20 protein-coding genes are annotated in these 15353 nt (G+C 65.9%); 11 read left to right on the top strand and 9 right to left on the bottom strand.

The window, feature by feature from the left end; translation table 11 throughout:
* Positions 1-649 (top strand): hypothetical protein (locus DU475_RS19260; RefSeq protein ID WP_205524466.1); only part of this gene is annotated, 649 nt, incomplete at its 5' end.
* An 89-nt stretch (positions 650-738) separates the two neighbouring features.
* On the top strand, positions 739-2409 hold the full coding sequence (locus DU475_RS19255) for a fumarate hydratase (protein ID WP_164633034.1): 1671 nt from the start codon (positions 739-741) through the stop codon (positions 2407-2409).
* A 285-nt stretch (positions 2410-2694) separates the two neighbouring features.
* Here the strand turns inward: DU475_RS19255 and DU475_RS19250 are convergent, their stop codons facing one another.
* Positions 2695-2991 (bottom strand): hypothetical protein, encoded by a 297-nt coding sequence (locus DU475_RS19250; RefSeq protein WP_013501252.1) that lies wholly within the window; start codon positions 2989-2991, stop codon positions 2695-2697.
* Positions 2992-3253: 262 nt separating this feature from the next.
* On the opposite strand from DU475_RS19250, the gene DU475_RS19245 reads away from it, so the two are divergent.
* Positions 3254-3961 (top strand): Ig-like domain-containing protein, encoded by a 708-nt coding sequence (locus DU475_RS19245; protein WP_164633033.1) that lies wholly within the window; start codon positions 3254-3256, stop codon positions 3959-3961.
* A gap of 4 nt (positions 3962-3965) precedes the next feature.
* Here the strand turns inward: DU475_RS19245 and DU475_RS19240 are convergent, their stop codons facing one another.
* Positions 3966-4550, bottom strand: a complete 585-nt coding sequence (locus DU475_RS19240) for an inner membrane-spanning protein YciB (protein ID WP_013501254.1) — start codon at positions 4548-4550, stop codon at positions 3966-3968.
* A 140-nt stretch (positions 4551-4690) separates the two neighbouring features.
* A complete protein-coding gene (locus DU475_RS19235; protein ID WP_164633032.1) occupies positions 4691-5320 on the bottom strand; it encodes a hypothetical protein in 630 nt (209 codons plus the stop codon).
* Positions 5321-5477: 157 nt separating this feature from the next.
* On the opposite strand from DU475_RS19235, the gene DU475_RS19230 reads away from it, so the two are divergent.
* Positions 5478-6227, top strand: a complete 750-nt coding sequence (locus tag DU475_RS19230) for an SET domain-containing protein (RefSeq protein ID WP_164633031.1) — start codon at positions 5478-5480, stop codon at positions 6225-6227.
* A gap of 119 nt (positions 6228-6346) precedes the next feature.
* Here DU475_RS19230 and DU475_RS19225 read toward each other — a convergent pair whose 3' ends face one another.
* On the bottom strand, positions 6347-6760 hold the full coding sequence (locus tag DU475_RS19225; protein ID WP_502706854.1) for a hypothetical protein: 414 nt from the start codon (positions 6758-6760) through the stop codon (positions 6347-6349).
* A 135-nt stretch (positions 6761-6895) separates the two neighbouring features.
* On the opposite strand from DU475_RS19225, the gene DU475_RS19220 reads away from it, so the two are divergent.
* Both DU475_RS19220 and DU475_RS19215 read left to right on the top strand, forming a co-directional pair.
* A complete protein-coding gene (locus DU475_RS19220; protein WP_164633030.1) occupies positions 6896-7717 on the top strand; it encodes a helix-turn-helix domain-containing protein in 822 nt (273 codons plus the stop codon).
* A gap of 72 nt (positions 7718-7789) precedes the next feature.
* Entirely contained in the window at positions 7790-8455 is a 666-nt protein-coding gene (locus tag DU475_RS19215; RefSeq protein WP_164633029.1) for a DsbA family oxidoreductase, read from the top strand.
* On the opposite strand, the gene DU475_RS19210 is transcribed toward DU475_RS19215, so the two are convergent.
* Positions 8456-9616: a GNAT family N-acetyltransferase gene (locus tag DU475_RS19210; RefSeq protein ID WP_164633028.1), complete on the bottom strand. Its 1161-nt coding sequence runs from the start codon at positions 9614-9616 to the stop codon at positions 8456-8458.
* 237 nt (positions 9617-9853) lie between these two features.
* On the opposite strand from DU475_RS19210, the gene DU475_RS19205 reads away from it, so the two are divergent.
* Positions 9854-11314 carry a caspase family protein gene (locus tag DU475_RS19205; RefSeq protein WP_164633027.1) on the top strand — a complete coding sequence of 487 codons (1461 nt, stop codon included), beginning with the start codon at positions 9854-9856 and terminating at the stop codon, positions 11312-11314.
* 65 nt (positions 11315-11379) lie between these two features.
* On the opposite strand, the gene DU475_RS19200 is transcribed toward DU475_RS19205, so the two are convergent.
* Entirely contained in the window at positions 11380-11841 is a 462-nt protein-coding gene (locus DU475_RS19200) for a PaaI family thioesterase (protein ID WP_013501262.1), read from the bottom strand.
* A gap of 126 nt (positions 11842-11967) precedes the next feature.
* On the opposite strand from DU475_RS19200, the gene DU475_RS19195 reads away from it, so the two are divergent.
* From DU475_RS19195 to DU475_RS19185, 3 genes are all read left to right on the top strand, one after another.
* Positions 11968-12096, top strand: coding sequence for a hypothetical protein (locus DU475_RS19195; protein WP_013501263.1), 129 nt, complete (start codon positions 11968-11970; stop codon positions 12094-12096).
* Positions 12097-12137: 41 nt separating this feature from the next.
* Positions 12138-12404 carry a hypothetical protein gene (locus DU475_RS19190; RefSeq protein WP_013501264.1) on the top strand — a complete coding sequence of 89 codons (267 nt, stop codon included), beginning with the start codon at positions 12138-12140 and terminating at the stop codon, positions 12402-12404.
* Between the two features lie 158 nt (positions 12405-12562).
* The gene (locus tag DU475_RS19185) at positions 12563-13240 is read left to right on the top strand and encodes a Crp/Fnr family transcriptional regulator (protein ID WP_013501265.1); all 678 of its coding nucleotides are present in this window, start codon (positions 12563-12565) and stop codon (positions 13238-13240) included.
* Between the two features lie 22 nt (positions 13241-13262).
* Here the strand turns inward: DU475_RS19185 and DU475_RS19180 are convergent, their stop codons facing one another.
* The 3 genes from DU475_RS19180 to DU475_RS24130 all read right to left on the bottom strand — a co-directional run bounded on the left by DU475_RS19180 (position 13263) and on the right by DU475_RS24130 (position 14727).
* Positions 13263-13409, bottom strand: coding sequence for a hypothetical protein (locus DU475_RS19180; RefSeq protein ID WP_234713413.1), 147 nt, complete (start codon positions 13407-13409; stop codon positions 13263-13265).
* Positions 13410-13709: 300 nt separating this feature from the next.
* Positions 13710-14096: a hypothetical protein gene (locus DU475_RS19175; RefSeq protein WP_164633026.1), complete on the bottom strand. Its 387-nt coding sequence runs from the start codon at positions 14094-14096 to the stop codon at positions 13710-13712.
* A gap of 484 nt (positions 14097-14580) precedes the next feature.
* A complete protein-coding gene (locus tag DU475_RS24130; RefSeq protein WP_185966147.1) occupies positions 14581-14727 on the bottom strand; it encodes a hypothetical protein in 147 nt (48 codons plus the stop codon).
* Positions 14728-15021: 294 nt separating this feature from the next.
* Here DU475_RS24130 and DU475_RS19170 point away from each other — a divergent pair, with 294 nt between their 5' ends.
* A complete protein-coding gene (locus DU475_RS19170; protein ID WP_013501269.1) occupies positions 15022-15210 on the top strand; it encodes a hypothetical protein in 189 nt (62 codons plus the stop codon).
* Positions 15211-15353: the final 143 nt, after the last annotated feature.

Here is a 15353-nt window from a genome sequence, read left to right as displayed (position 1 = left end):
GACCTTGATTGTGCCGGATGCTGCTTCGCCTCTGGAGGTCACGGCGGACGTCAAAGCACGTTCGCTCGCGGTTTCGATGCATCTTCGCGCACCGGACGACAAGAAGGGAACCAAGGCGCGGTTGAACTGGCTGCTACGTCAGTTTCCCGCTTCGACGAACGAGAATTGGCACATTCGGTTGTATTGGCCTGGACGAACCAGCAGCACTCAACGCCCGCTCGCGTCGCTGCGGGAGAATATCGACCAGGCGGTCGATGAGCGGCCAGGCCAAGTGGTGACTTCGTTCGACGTGATCATGGTACGCGACATCGGCGCGCGCTTCGCACAGCGAAGGAATTTCATCCTCGAACTGGAATCGATCGTTCCTCTCGCGTACGATCAAGCCGGGCAGCATCTTCGAGCGTGGCAGCGGACTGCGCCCCGGCTTTCGGAGGCTAAGGCCGAGCCCGCCAGCGTGAACACGGAAGCGATGCGGGATGCGGCGGAGCAGGAGCTGACAGGCCAACAGGAGCGGCTGGTGGCTGCCCCGGCTGTCCCACCGATGCCGGAGCCGGGCGGCGGGACGGTTCAGAGCGACGTTTCGGATGCTCCGGCGCCTGATGAAGCTGCCATTTCAAATGCCTCGGGGGCAGGCGAGCAGGCTTTGTGAGGCTCCCCTCCCTCCCGTTTTGAACCCTTCAAAATCCCGCCGAAACCGCCTAGACAGGGCCGCGAATTTCCCCATTCGAGGCCTTGTCCATGAACGCTCCCACGCCAATTCCGTCCGCCGCCACGCCGGTTCCGCCCTACAGGCACACCCCGCTGTTCCCGCTGGGCAAGGACGACACCGTCTACCGCAAGATCACGTCGGAGGGCGTGCGGGTCGAGAAGGTGCTCGGGCGCGACATGCTGGTGGTGGAGCGCGAGGCGCTGCGGGCGCTGTCGGAGGCCGCGTTCGGCGAGATCAACCATTATCTGCGGCCCGGCCACCTCAAGCAGCTCCGCGCCATCCTGGACGACCCCGAGGCGAGCCCGAACGACAAGTTCGTCGCGCTCGACTTTCTGAAGAACGCCAACATCGCCGCCGGCGGCGTGCTGCCGATGTGCCAGGACACCGGCACCGCGATCATCATGGGCAAGAAGGGCTCGAACGTCATCACCGACGGCGACGACGAGGCGGCGCTGTCGGAAGGCGCGCGCGACGCTTACTTGCGCCGCAATTTGCGCTACTCGCAGGTCGCGCCGCTGTCGATGTTCGAAGAGAAGAACACCGCCAACAACATGCCGGCGCAGTGCGAGATCTACGCCGAGGGTGGCTCTCCTGAAACAGATTCGGCCTACAAGTTCATGTTCATGGCCAAGGGCGGCGGCTCGGCCAACAAGAGCTTCCTGTTCCAGGCGACGCCGTCGCTGCTGACCCGCGACCGGCTGCTGGCGTTCCTGAAAGAGAAGATCATGACGCTCGGCACCGCGGCGTGCCCGCCCTATCACCTGGCGATCGTGATCGGCGGCACTTCGGTCGAGACCACGATGAAGACCGTGAAGCTCGCATCCGCACGCTATCTCGATGCGCTGCCGACCCACGGCTCCGAACTCGGCAACGCCTTCCGCGACGTCGAGATGGAGCAGGAAATCCACAAGATGACGCAGAGCCTCGGCGTCGGCGCGCAGTTCGGCGGCAAGTATTTCTGCCACGACGTTCGCGTCATCCGGCTGCCGCGCCATGGCGCCTCGTTGCCGATCGGGCTCGGCGTGTCGTGCTCGGCAGACCGTCAGATGCTCGGCAAGATCACCAGGGACGGCGTGTATCTGGAGGAACTGGAGCACAATCCGGCGCAGTATCTGCCCGAGGTCGAGCAAGCGCTCGGCGACGAGGTGGTCAAGATCGACCTCAATCAGCCGATGAAGGACATCCTCGCCACGCTGACCAAATATCCGACCAAGACCCGGCTGTCGCTGACCGGCACCATGATCGTGGCGCGCGACGCCGCCCATGCCAAGCTGCGCGACCGGCTGGAGAAGGGCGAGCCGCTGCCGGATTACTTCAAGAACCATCCGGTGTACTACGCCGGCCCGGCCAAGACCCCGGACGGCTACGCCTCCGGCGCGTTCGGCCCGACCACCGCGGGGCGGATGGATTCGTTCGTCGATCAGTTCCAGGCGGCCGGCGGTTCGATGGTGATGGTCGCCAAGGGCAACCGCGCCCCCGCGGTGCGCGAGGCCTGCAAGAAATACGGCGGGTTCTATCTCGGCTCGATCGGCGGCGCCGCGGCAAACCTCGCCGAGCACTGCATCAAGAAGGTCGAGGTGCTGGAATATCCCGAGCTCGGCATGGAGGCGATCTGGAAGATCGACGTCGTCGACTTCCCGGCCTTCATCATCGTCGACGACAAGGGCAACGACTTCTTCAAGGAACTGAACCTGGGCTGAGGCGAAGCTTCAGTCGCGAAAGACCTCGCACCGTCATTCCGGGGCGCTCACGCAGTGAGCGAACCCGGAATCCAGAGGTTGCTGCGACCGGGTGCCTAATCACTTCGAGATTCCGGGTTCGCGCGTTCCGCGCGCCCCGGAATGACTCCCTCGGAGGAGTTAGCCTAAGTCATCGTCAAGAGTAGTCATGGCCGGGCTTCGACCCGGCCATCCATTCTGTGCAGACAAAAAACACCGGGCCACGGCGATGACGCCGGCCCGGTGATGATGTCTTTGTGTGAAGCCTTACGCCCGCGTTCCGGTGAACGGGAACGAGCCCATCGGGCCGATGCCCATCTCGCCGGAGATGCTGTCGCCGCTCACCTTGCCGGTGTAGCTCAGCGTCAGCGGCATCGGATTGGTGATCGACAGCTTCCAGGCGACGTCGTCGCCGTTCACGGTGCCGTCGAAGATCTCGCCGGCATCGCCGTCGGCGGATTGCGTGCCGGTGAGCGTGCCGCCATCGGCCTTCAGCGTCAGGTCGGCCTGCCGCTCGCCCATCGGCGTGCTCATGGTGAGTTTCCAGTTTCCGTCGACTGCCATGTGTTTCTCCCCTTGGTCCCGGCCCTCGTGAGTTCACCGGGCCGCCCCTCTTAGTATGGGGCGGGAGCGGCGAACAAGCCCGAAGGTGCGGCATGGCTGCGGCCAGGGGCCGCGACAGCGGTGGACATTGGATCAGGTGGTGTTCTGCTCCGCCTGCCGCGCATGCAGATACCTGTGGTGCGGTGCAAACGTCATGCTATCTTATGTTAACTTTCGGAGGACGCCTCGAGGTTTCCCACGCGTTTGAAGGTGGAGACCCGACATGCGTTTGTCATCTGCCAATGCCGTGCTCGCCGCCGCAGCGCTGGTGTTCGGATTGGGCAGCGGTCCTGCTGCCGCGCAGATCGAGGTGGTGTCCGAGGCCACCACGATCCGGCTCGACGTCACGTCGCAGCCGGTTCCTGGACGGTTTCTCCTCAGTGCCACACTCACCACCGGCTTCGGTCACGGCGTCGCCGATGGCCGCATCGTGTTCCACGATCTGACCACCGGCACCGTGCTGGGCTGGACCGAGGCCGGCCGGCCGAGCCTGATGGTCGAGGGCCTCGTGCCGGGCCGGCATCGACTGCGCGCCGACTACGCCGGCAGCGCCAGCCGGTTGCCGCTGATCGTGCTGCCGAGCCAGTCGGCCGAGGTCGCGCTCGATGTGCTCGCCGTGCCGCGCGTGACGCTGTCGTCATCGGATTCGTCGCCGCCGCCCGGCGCGGTGGTGACGCTCACCGTGGCGGTCACCGGCGCTCTCGGGCCACCGGTCGGCACGGTCAGCTTTCGCGACGGCGAGCAGGTGATTGCCGCAAATGTGCCGCTCGACCGGGCCGGCCTCGCCACGTTCACCACCTCGGCGCTCGACAACGGGATCGGCGGCATTGTGGTCAGTTACGAAGGCGATCGCCGCTATGCGCCGGCCTCGGCGCGACTCGAAGCGACCGGCGACGGCGCGCTGACGCTGGCCGACACGCCACGGATGTGAGCGATCAGGATTCGGCGGCGATCGGTTCGGCGCCCGGCTGCACATTGGCAGCCCGGCTGCGGCTGCGGATCGCCGCCCGGAACACCAGATATTGTGCGGCGAGCGCGACTACCTTGAACGCCGGCGCGATCACCATGACGTAGAACGTCCAGAGCTTGATGTCGCCGGTCAGCGCCGCGGCGATCACCCCGGCACCGAGCAGCAGCATCAGCGCCGCCCACAGATAGCCGGCGACCCGCACATAGTCCGGAATCGCGGCTGCGATCCTCGGCGTCACATAGCGCGCCATCCAGTCGCGGCGCAGCATCAACACGCCGACCGCGATATGGCCGATGCTCGGTTTGATCAGCATGAAGAACGGGTCGTCGGTGAGCAGCGTCGCGCCGCCGAGCACCACCACCATCGCGACGCTGGCATAGGCCATCACGTCGAGCCGCAGGCCCTTGATCCGCGCATATCCGAACTGCGCCGCCGCGCCGAGCACCGCGACGATCGTCGCCAGTGCGACGTTGCCGGTGGAGAAATACAGCACCACGAAGATGATGGTGGAGAAGAAGTCGCTGCCGAGCTTGGCGAACACCGCCTTCATTACACGTCTCTCCAGCTCGCGCCGCTGGCGGCCAGCCACGGCGGCGCGACGTCGGCCCCGCGCGATTGTGCGGGCCCCGTCTGGGGAAGTAAACCGCGGCGGCCCGGCGGCAAGGGCCGGGCACCCACTTTAGAACGAGTTCAGTTTGGCGCGGCCAGCGCGGTGGCCCGGCCGGGCGTGCCGAATGGCTTGGGCTTGTCCTTGCCGCAGGCAAAACCGCGCGCCACTTCGTCGGCCGCCTGCCGCGCCACCTCGTTGGCGTTGCGGTTGGCGGCGACGTCGACATAGGCGACATGGCATACCGGGCCGGGCGGCAGCCGCGTCACCACCAGCATCTGCTTGGTGGTGGGCTGGCCTCCCTTGCCGAGAGCGTCGTTGTCGGCGAGGTGCCAGCGCTGGATGATGGCGAACGGCTTGCCGGCGCCGTCGAGCCGCCACTCGACCGTATCGGTGGTGGAGTTGAAAGGGCCGAATGAGGCGCTGGCCGCGGGCTGATCTTTGGCGTCCCTGTAATTGCGGCCGACGCTGACGGTCTGGCGCAGGTCCATCTCGGACACCGTCACCACCAGCCCGCCTTGGCCCGGACACAGCCACTCACCGCTATCCTCGGGCGCACCGCCCGGGCGAGCGACCTTGCAGGCTTTCGGCGCTGTCGAACTGTAGACGCTGCTGACGCCCTCCGCCTTCGCCGGCGTCGCCAGCGCGACCGGGAGGGTGATAGGGAACAGCACGGCGAGGGCAGGGAGCAGTCGCATCGGGGAGACTTGCATTGCAGAGCCTTGCATCACAGCGAGAACCTCGATCGATCGGTCGCCGTCCGGCTGGGGAAGGTTCGAGCAATTTCCGCTCAGGCACTGCCCTTTGCGGCGGAATCGCTCTAGAACGGCGGCTTGATGTGTCCTTTAGCCGCGTTCGAATCGAAGAACCATGCCGCTGTTGTCGAATGACCATTACCGCGTCGGCCGCTCCAAGACCGGACTCGGCCTGTTCGCCGTCAAGCCGATCAGGAAGGGCGCCAAGATCATCCGCTATTTCGGGCCGCTGCTCGACGCGCACAACAAGAAGCACGACGGCATCGAAAACAAATATCTGTTCGAGCTGAACAAGCGCTGGACCATCGACGGATCGGTGCGCAAGAACGTCGCCCGCTACATCAATCACGCCTGCAAGCCGAACGCCGAGTCCGACGTCAATCCGCGCAAGAAGCGCGTGATCATCCGCGCCATCAAGAACATCGAGCCGGGCGAAGAGATCAATTACGACTACGGCACCGACTACTTCAAAGCCTATCTGAAGCCGATCGGCTGCAAATGCGTCTCCTGCGAGAAGAAGCGCAAGAAGAAGGCCGCCGAAGCCCGCGCCGAAAAGGCCAGGCTGAAGCTGAAGGCCGAGCGCAAGGCGCAAGCCGAAGCCGAGAAGGCCGCCCGCAAGGCCGCGAAGGCAACCGGCAAGGCGAAGCCGGAAAAGCCGTCGAAGCCGGAGAAGGTCGCCAAATCGAAGGCGCCGAAAGCGGTGAAGGCTAAGACGAAGGCGAAGTCGAAGGGCACCAGCAAGGTGGTGAAGACGAAGGTCGTGACGGCAAAGGCCGGCAAGACCAAAGCGGCGAAGCCGGCCAAGACCACGTCGTCCCGCAAGACGTCTGCGAGCAAATCCAACAGCAAATCCAAGGCCGCCTGATCGTCGGCACAGCCTCTCGTCGCGTCATTGCGAGGAGGCGAAGCCGACGAAGCAATCCAGACCCGTGCAGGAAGCTGGATTGCTTCGCTTCGCTCGCAATGACGGCGGAAGCTTTGGTGCTAACTGGCCAAGGCTGCCTCACTCCGCTTCAGCCCGATGAACTGCAACTCGGCGAAGATCCCGACCACCGTCGCCTGCAGCAGCACGAAAGCAATGCCGAGCGCGTTCGGTGCTACTGCGCCGCTGAGCAGCAAGGCGACGCTGCCGAGCGTCCATAGCGCGTTGCCCGCAATCACAATCAGCACCAGCGCGCGCGGCAGCACGGCGCGGGTGCCGAGCCAGCCGACCAGGGCGGCGTAGCCGATCAGGAACAGTCCGGTTTCCAGCAGCAGCGGCTGCGGCAGGGCGAGAAGGCGCGAGAGTGTGCCGGCCGCCAAGCTCAGCAGCAGCGCCATCGCGCCGCTGACGAGTGCGTCGGCCTGCAAGGCGCGGCGGAGCAGCGTCGAGGGGCGGGTCATGGATGATTGGATCATGGAATATCTCCTTCGGTTGCAGCGATGAGCCGAAGGATGCCGCTCAGGGCGGCGCAATTCGATTACCTGGCAGGTCAGAGACGCTTTACCTCGGAGGTCATGGATGCTGTGCGGCGCGTGTGTTAGCCTTCGCGCATGAACACCAACGTGTCGTCGATCAGCGCCGTCGCCGGCGCGCAGCCGGTCCGGATCGGCGATTACTTGCGGCAGTGGCGGCAGCGCCGCCGGCTCAGCCAGCTCGATCTCGCGCTCGACGCTGAAATCTCGGCGCGGCATCTGTCGTTCGTTGAAACCGGGCGCGCTTCGCCATCGCGCGAGATGGTGCTGCGGCTCGCCGAGCGGCTCGACGTGCCGCTCCGTGAACGCAACGTGCTGCTCGTCGCAGCCGGCTTCGCACCGGCGTTCCCGCAGCGCTCGCTGGACGATCCGGCGCTCGCCGCGGTGCGGGCTGCGGTCGATCAGGTGCTTGCCGCGCACGAGCCGAACCCGGCGCTGGCGGTCGATCGGCACTGGAACCTGGTGTCGGCCAACCGCATGGTGGCGCCGATGCTCGACGGCGTTGCGCCGCATCTGTTGGCGCCGCCGCTCAACGTGCTGCGGCTGTCGTTTCATCCCGAAGGCTTGGCGGCACGCACCGCCAATCTGGGCGAGTGGTGCGCGCATCTGCTGGAGCGACTACACCGGCAATGTGAGACCTGCGCCGATCCGAAGCTGATCGCGCTGTACGAGGAACTGAAAACCTATCCGGTCCCGGCGCGCGCCGCACCGATCGCGCCGGATGCGGTCGCCGTGCCGTTTCGCCTGCAGCTCGGCGATGAGGTGCTGAGCTTCATCTCCACCACCATGGTGTTCGGCACCCCGATCGACGTCACGCTTTCGGAGATCGCGATCGAGACGTTCTTTCCGGCCGATGCGATCACGGGGACGCGATTGCGCGAACTGGCCGCGCGGCTCTGATCCGCCTTGTCCGGCGTTGCCTGCGCCCCATCTGTGTGGGAGGGTGCCGGCAATGACAACGAGGAGACGCCGATGAGCACGCTGAAGCCGCTGACGATCGACGTGGTGTCCGATGTGGTCTGCCCGTGGTGCTACATTGGCAAGAAGCGCATTGAGCAGGCGATCGCGCTGGCGCCGGAGGTGCCGGTCGAGCTGATCTATCGGCCGTTCTTCCTCAATCCCTGGGTGCCGCGCGAGGGCATCAGCCGCGACGAGTATCTGACCAAGAAGTTCGGATCGCCGGAGCGCTACAAGGAAATTGCCGGCCGCATCGCCGAGACCGCCGCCCAAGAGGGACTGGAATATCACCCCGAGCGCGTGCAGCGGCAGCCGAACACGATCGACTGCCATCGCCTGATTCATTGGGCGAGCGCGATCGGGCAGGGGCCGGCGATGAAGCAACGTCTTATGGAATTGTACTTCCGCGACGGCGGCGATCTCACCGACCCCGAAGTGCTGGTGCAGGCGGCGGCGGAATGCGGGCTCGATGCCGCTGACATCCGCGCCAGGCTCGCCACCGATCAGGATATCGAGGAAGTCTCGGCGCAGGCGCAGGAGGCCGCTGAGAAGGGAATTTCCGGTGTGCCGACTTACGTGTTCATGCACCAATACGCGGTGTCCGGCGCGCAGGATCCGGCCTTGATCGCCCGTGCCATCCGCAAGCTGTCGGCGGAGCTCAACGCGGAAGCTGCGGAGTAATCAGCGCTTCAACAGCCGCTTGGCGAGGTGCCGCAACCGGTCGCGCGCGGCCAGCGCTGCGACGATCGGCGCGAACAGCGGATCGCGCTTGCGCAGCGGCAGCACCAGATCGCCGACCGCGAACCGGCCGCGCCAGATCGGATCGATCATCGGATGCCGGGCGCTGGCGGTGGAGTCGGCGAAGCGGATGTTCGGATCGGCGCACAGGTGTCGGGTCAGCCCCACGGTTAGCAATACGCCGGGCGAGCAGCGCGCAAAACTCTCGTCGATTCCGAGCTTGAAGAAATAGGCGCGATCGGCGTGGCGCAGCACGACGCCGGCGGCGACCGGCGTGGTGCCGGCCGACAATGTGATCACTTCGCATTGGCCGCGCGAGGTCAGCGCCACCGCGGCGCTGCGCAGCCGGGCGGCCAGCTCCGGCTGCCGCTTCAGCGAGCTGCCGCCGCGGCCCTTCCAGCCGCTGTCTTCCAGAGCAAGAAACACGTCGAAGGCGCGTGCCGCCTCGTCCGCGCTGCGGGCGACGGCGAACCGCACCTCGCCGTGTTCGCCGAGACGCCGCTCCAGCCGGCGCAGTTCCTTCAGCTTTTTCGTGCCGAGGCCGTCGCGCAGCAGTTCCTCGGCGTCACGCGTGGCATCGAGGCTGGCGCGGGTCCAGCCGCGGATCAGCCGCGGGCGAAGACCGTCCGCGGCGAGCGCGCGGGTGAAGGCCGCCACCGCTTCGCCATCGCAGGCGACGTCGCGCAGCACCAGCACGCGGGCCGCGGTGGCGCGAGCCTGCGCCAGCAGTTTCGCAGCGGCGTCCTCGGCGGCATCACGGTCGAGCAATGGCGTGTCGAGCGAACGGAACGGGTCGGCCGAAACCAGCGCCGGCAGCGGCAGGCGGAACGCTCGCCAGCACGAGATCACCGGCACGACGCCGATCAGCCGGCCCACGGAATCGTGCGCGGTCAGCGCACGCGGTGCGGCATGATCGCCATTCGCTGCAATCACCCATTCCGGCAGGTAGTAGCCGTTCGGTTCGATCACCCGTGTCGTCAGATCACACCAGGCCGCCTGGTCGATCGCAGTGACGCCGGGCAACGCGCCCGGCGCGGACGACGTTGTCACGGCGGCGCCGGCGCGGCGATGCATCATCGGCGAGGCGGGAAAGGTGTCGGCCAAAGCGTCGGTTCCTGCGTGGTGGAACGCGCCGGGCGATCGGAACGGCCGGCGCGCAGGTCATCAGCCTAATCGCGCGCCCCTCAACATCGCCTTGGTTCGGCGGCGCAATCTGCCGATAATGTTAACCGCAGCTTTCCGGACGATGGCTGCGACCGCGAATTGCAGCCCGGCAGAACTGAACCCGATCGCACCTGCGCGCGACCAAAAGCCGAGATCGGCTCGGGCAAGGGAGGCTTCATGCGACGCGCGATGCTGGGAACGGCTGCGATCGCCGCCGTCTTGCTGTTCGGAGCTGCGGCTGCCGCGGCGGAAAGCCGGGTCGCACTGGTGATCGGGCAATCCGCGTATCGGGCGGTGCCGGCACTGCCCAATCCGGTGAACGACGCCAAGGCGATTGCCGCGCTACTCGGCGAGGCCGGCTTCGAGGTCACCGAGGCTTCTGATCTCGGCCAGACCGAGCTGCGCGCCAAGGTCGGCGACTTCGCCGCCACGGTCGCGGCGAAAGGGCCCGAGACCGTGGCGCTGATGTTCTATGCCGGCCATGGCATCCAGGTGGATGGCGAGAACTATCTGATCCCGGTCGACGTCGATCCCAAGCGCGAGGCCGACATCCCGTTGCAGGCGGTGCGGCTCGACGACGTGCTCAACACGCTGAGTTCGGTGCCGAGCAAAACCCGGATCATCATGCTCGACGCCTGCCGCAACAATCCGTTTCCGAGCATCAACAAGACCACAGGGCAGGGGCTGGCGCTGGTCGATACCAAGGCCGGCGCGCCGGGCACGCTGCTGTCCTATTCCACCTCGCCAGGCGCGGAAGCCGAGGACGGAGGCGGCAGCAACAGTCCGTACACCACCGCGCTGCTGAAGGCTGGGCGCGAGAACGGACTCAAGATCGAGGACACCTTCAAGCGGGTGCGGCTCGCGGTCAATCAGGCGACCGAGGGCCGCCAGACGCCGTGGGAAAGCTCGTCGCTGGTCGACGACTTCCACTTCTTCGCGCCGGCTGCGGCGGAGGCCACGGCTGCGCCGGGCGATAGCGCAGCGCCGAAGCCGCGCACCGTCGAGGAATGGCGCGGCTTCCTGAAGGGCAAGCCGGTCGATCAGGCCAACGCGCTGATCGTCTCCGATGGCTCGGCCGACGCCTACGAGGCGTTCGTGTCGCTGTACGCCGAGCCGCCGTTCGCGCCGGATGCCAAGCGCTGGCTCGACCGCCATCGCCGAATGCAGGCTTGGAACCGGGCGGTCCTCGCCAACACCGGATCGGCCTACACCGCATTCCTGGCCGAATACCCCGCCAGCGATCTGACTGCGACCGCGCGGAAGCTCGCCGAACGGCTGCGCTACCGGCCGGACAACGCGGTCGTCGTGCCGACGGCCGCGCTCGCCACCCCGGTGGCCGCCGCGGCGGCGCTGACCTGCCCGTGCGGACCGAGGCCGCCGGCGCTGCAGAAGGTGGAACCGAAGAAGACCAAGAGCCGGGCCGAACGCGACGACCCGCCCAAGCGCAGCGGCAAGAAGGCGTCGCGCAACCGGGTCTATGTCGAGGAAGAGGACGATGTCGTGGTGGTCCGCCGGCCGCCGGTCTACGTGGTGCCGCCGGGGCCGGTGATCCAGTTCGGCGGCGGCTTCCGCGGCGGCTATGGCGGTGGCCCCAGCCGCGGCGGGGACAATTACGGCCCGAGTCGCGGCCGGTACTGAAGTGCTGTCTGGAAGCCTTGCGAGGCCGGTTCGGGGGAGGCGACCCAGAGCCGGTCACCGCGCGTTCACAGCATCGCGAACGCGCTCGACACCATCGCGACCGGTTTCTGATCGGCCGCACTGAGCAGCGTGACCCGGCCGAAGCTCATGGTGCGGCCGAGCCGGACCAGCCGGGCATCGGCGATCACATCGGTCGCGGCCACCGCTTTCAGGAAATGCGTGGTCTGATCGACCGTGGTCATCGGGCGGAAACCGCGGTTGCCGGCACAGACCGCGAAGACCATCGCGGTGTCGGCCAGAGCCATCAGCGCCTGGCCGCAGACCACGCCGCCGCTGCGGCACAGCCGTTCGGAAAACGCCATCCGCAGGGTGGCGCCGGGTTGCCAGTCGGCCGGGCTGGCGGCTGGCGGATCAAGCTCGAGCCGCTCGACCGACAGGCCGAGGTCCAGCACCCAGGGCGCGAACGCCTCCCGCAGCATCCGCTGCGCCTCGTCGAGGCTGAACTCCGCCGTCTGCTGCCCTGCCATGCGTCTCTCCCTGACCCGTTGATTGTCCGCGTGTTTCGCGACGTTTCGCAGCATCCCACCCGATTCGGCACGGCTTGAAAACGACACCGTCGATCCCTTAAGTTCGGCGGCATCCGAGGGGGCACGATGGTCAGACGAGTGGCGTTGGTGGTCGGCCTGGTGGTCACGGCGATCGTGGTGAGCGGGTGCACCAAATGCGGTCCGATCTGGGAGGACTGGCAGTCGCCGAAGTCCTGCCGGTCCGATCGCCTGTAGCGCGGCGGCCGGGCGCGGCCTGCGGCGAGAGGGAGTTTGCGATGAAGATTCTGCACGGCGTCGCCGTCCTGGCCCTGCTGGCCGGTCCGGCCTTTGCCCAGAGCGAGGGGCCGCACGTCAATCTGGTGCCGGAGATCCAGCACAAGACCCCGGAAGAGAAAGCCCAGGACGCGATCCGGCAGAAGGCCTACCAGGAATCACTGCGTAAGATTCCGGATGCCCAGGGGCCCAGCGACCCCTGGGGCGGCGTCCGCGGCGCCGAGGCGACCCAGCCGAAAGCCAAGCGCAAGACCGGACAGACCAACTAGGCCCGTCGAACGGACGCTGCCGCTGAGTTGGGCAGGTGGTCAAAACGGCACAGATTTTTTCTGCGATTTGAGGATGATGCGCGGCGGAGTTCCGGCATGGCCAGTTTGGGGCGTGCCGAATCCGACTGACTCAATCGTTTTCGTTCGCAGGATATCACGTGACGTCGCGCGAGGTGCCGTTCGATCCAAAGGTCTTTCTTCGCAGTGCAGGCACGGGGCGCACCGTTCTGCAATTTCGAACCAACCAGACCATTTTCACGCAGGACGAAGCCGCCGACTGCGTGATGTACATCCAGCACGGCCGCATCAAATTGTCGGTGATGTCGGAACAGGGCAAAGGCGCAGTCGTAGCCATCCTCCAGCCCGGGCAGTTCTTCGGCGAGAGCGGTCTGCTCGACCATCGGCGCCGCGCCACAGCGATCGCACTGGAAGATTGTACCGTCACCACCATCGCTAACGCGACGATGATGACGACGCTGCAACGCGAGCCGGCGCTTTGCGAACTATTCACCCGCCACCTCGTCGCCCGCAACACGCGGGTCGAGGACGACCTGATAGATCAATTGTTCAACAACAGCGAGAAGCGTCTGGCGCGGCTGCTGCTGCTGCTTGCCGACGCGGTCGAGGCTTCGCGTCCGGTGCCGATTGAAATTAGTCAGGAGACGCTGGCGGAGATGATCGGCACGACACGCTCGCGCGTCAGCTACTTCATGAACAAGTTTCGTAAGGCTGGGTTCATCGACTACAACGGCCGGATCGAAGTGCACCCGACGCTGCGCAATGCCGTTTTGCCCGATCGTCCGCGCGCCGTGGAGCTCGCCCGCAAACCGGAATAACCGGGCGCGGTCTTGCGATCGACTATTTGGTCTTGGTCTTGTCGCCGAGCAGGCTACCGGTGCGGCGGTCGACGAAGTGCATCTGGGCACAGGCCGGGCAGTGCACCAGCTCGAAAGTCGTTTGCGCCGAGCTTCCGGGGTCTTCCTGCAGCCAAGCCTGGACCTTCATCCCGGTCCGGGGACATTGATAAAGCAAATGCGCCATTGGGAAGGCCAGGTCCGCCTTAAGTTCTGTAGACGAATTGCCGGGGTTGGCCGTTCGGGCGCTTGATCTAGATCAATTAGCGTATGATTTTACCATTATTTTGGGGCTGAATCGGTCGCAAGCCGAAACCGTCTGGATCGGCCGGTAATCAGGTGGCGGCCGATCAGGGGCCGTTCTCTGATCGGAGTCGCACCGGCATGCAAAAGGCCGCCAGAGTCGATCTGGCGGCCTGAGCTGTATTGCTCACTCGGTTGGGCCGGGAAGCTACTTGCGGGCGCAGCTCACCTCGATCCGCACCGAGCTGGGTCCGCAGCGCGCCGTCATCACGCCGCCTTCGACCGAGATATTGTCGCTGAATCGGGCCGAGCCGTTGCCGACACACAGCGCTGAGACGAGCGTCTCGCTCGGCTCGCAGGTGGTCGGGCAGCCATTGGCCGAACAGCTCGTCGATGACACGGTGCGGATGCTGGAGATCGACGCACCGTCCTTGCCGGCGGGGCCGGCCGGTCCGGCGGGGCCTGCCGGACCTTGCGGGCCGGGCTCGCCTTGCGGCCCTTGGCCGCCTTCGCCGCAGCCCGCCAGCGCGATCGCCGCGCCTGCCAGCGCGATCAGCGCGCCCATCCGAAATCTGTGCATGCCCAAACGGCGCATTCCTGTCTCCTTGTCGGTTGAACCGGGTGCCGGATGGCACGCGGCGATCACGAGCCTGACGTTGACGAGCGAGCCGCCGCGATGGCGGCGCCCGGAGCAAAGCTAGTCATACTGAGAGAGCGTTTTCGAGCTGAATCCATACAGGATTGTGCGAGAAAACCGCGTCGAAGCGAAAACCGAAAGCAGGGGGCGAGCGCAAACGGAGAGATTGACTCCCGTGCTCATCGACGTGGCGCGCGCCACAGCCCCGCACCTGATTGGGCGCCACTCCCGCCCGTTCCGCGCAATCGCCGTGGCGATCTTGGCCGCGAAACGGGGCCTGAGCGGAGGGCTCCTGCGAAAGGAAGGAGCCCCGAACGAGGCCGTGTTCGGGGCTCCGGTCAAGGTCGAAACTCCCCACCTCTAGAAAGCTCGGCAATGACGGGCGTTACGCTAGCGGCGGGCGCTCGGAATTGCCTTTGCGGAAAATCAAATACCGTCGGCGCTAAGAGCCGCCGAAACTGTGGTGAGGATCCCGCTCAGAGAGTTGGGCGATCAATTGCTTCAACACCCTGCGGCGGTCCTCGTCGTGGGTCTCCGCCAGCAGCCGGCGGTACAATTTCAGGTTCTCGTCGCGGAGGAATTTGTCCAAGACGCTCTCCTGTTGTTTGCTCCCGTTGGACGCGGCGGCCATCGCAACATACGCGCCCGTTGTTTGCGCTTTCCTGTGGAACCCGATGGCAGGGCAAAGTTAATACGCGCCAAAATGTCTGTCGATCCGAATTGCTGTCCGAAAGTTGCAGGCAAATGCCGTGTGATGTCAGGAAAAATACTGACACTGCGAGGCTGGCCGAGCAGGTCGTCCGACCTCATCCGAAGGAATGGATGGTGAGGTGATTGGGCTGCGGTAAAGCTGGCGCATGGTCACTTCACAGGACGAGGGACGATGAGTTTTTGGTATGTGGTCGACGCCGTCGCGGTCGGGATCATCTTGCCCTGGATCGTCGCGACCTATCGGCTGCTCGAGGCTTTCAAGCGTGGTATCGGTGTCGGCGTCGCCAAGTGGGCGATCTATGCTGCACTCTGCATCCCGGCGATGTTGCTGGTGATGTGGGGCATCCAGAACCTGCGCTGAGTCGATCCCGCGGCGTCACAGCCCTTCGGCATCGTTCCCGTAAACCGCCGACACCGAGGCGCCGTTGCGGATCCGCCGCGCCTCGGTCATCGCCCGCTGCACGCCGAGATCGGCTGAGTCGCTGGAGAAGGTGATCAGCCGGC

It is taken from the genome of Rhodopseudomonas sp. WA056, assembly GCF_010906995.1.
Taxonomy (GTDB): Bacteria; Pseudomonadota; Alphaproteobacteria; order Rhizobiales; family Xanthobacteraceae; genus Rhodopseudomonas; species Rhodopseudomonas palustris_G.
Note: the sequence above shows the minus strand (reverse complement) of the source record. Positions and strands in the feature narration are given on the sequence as shown.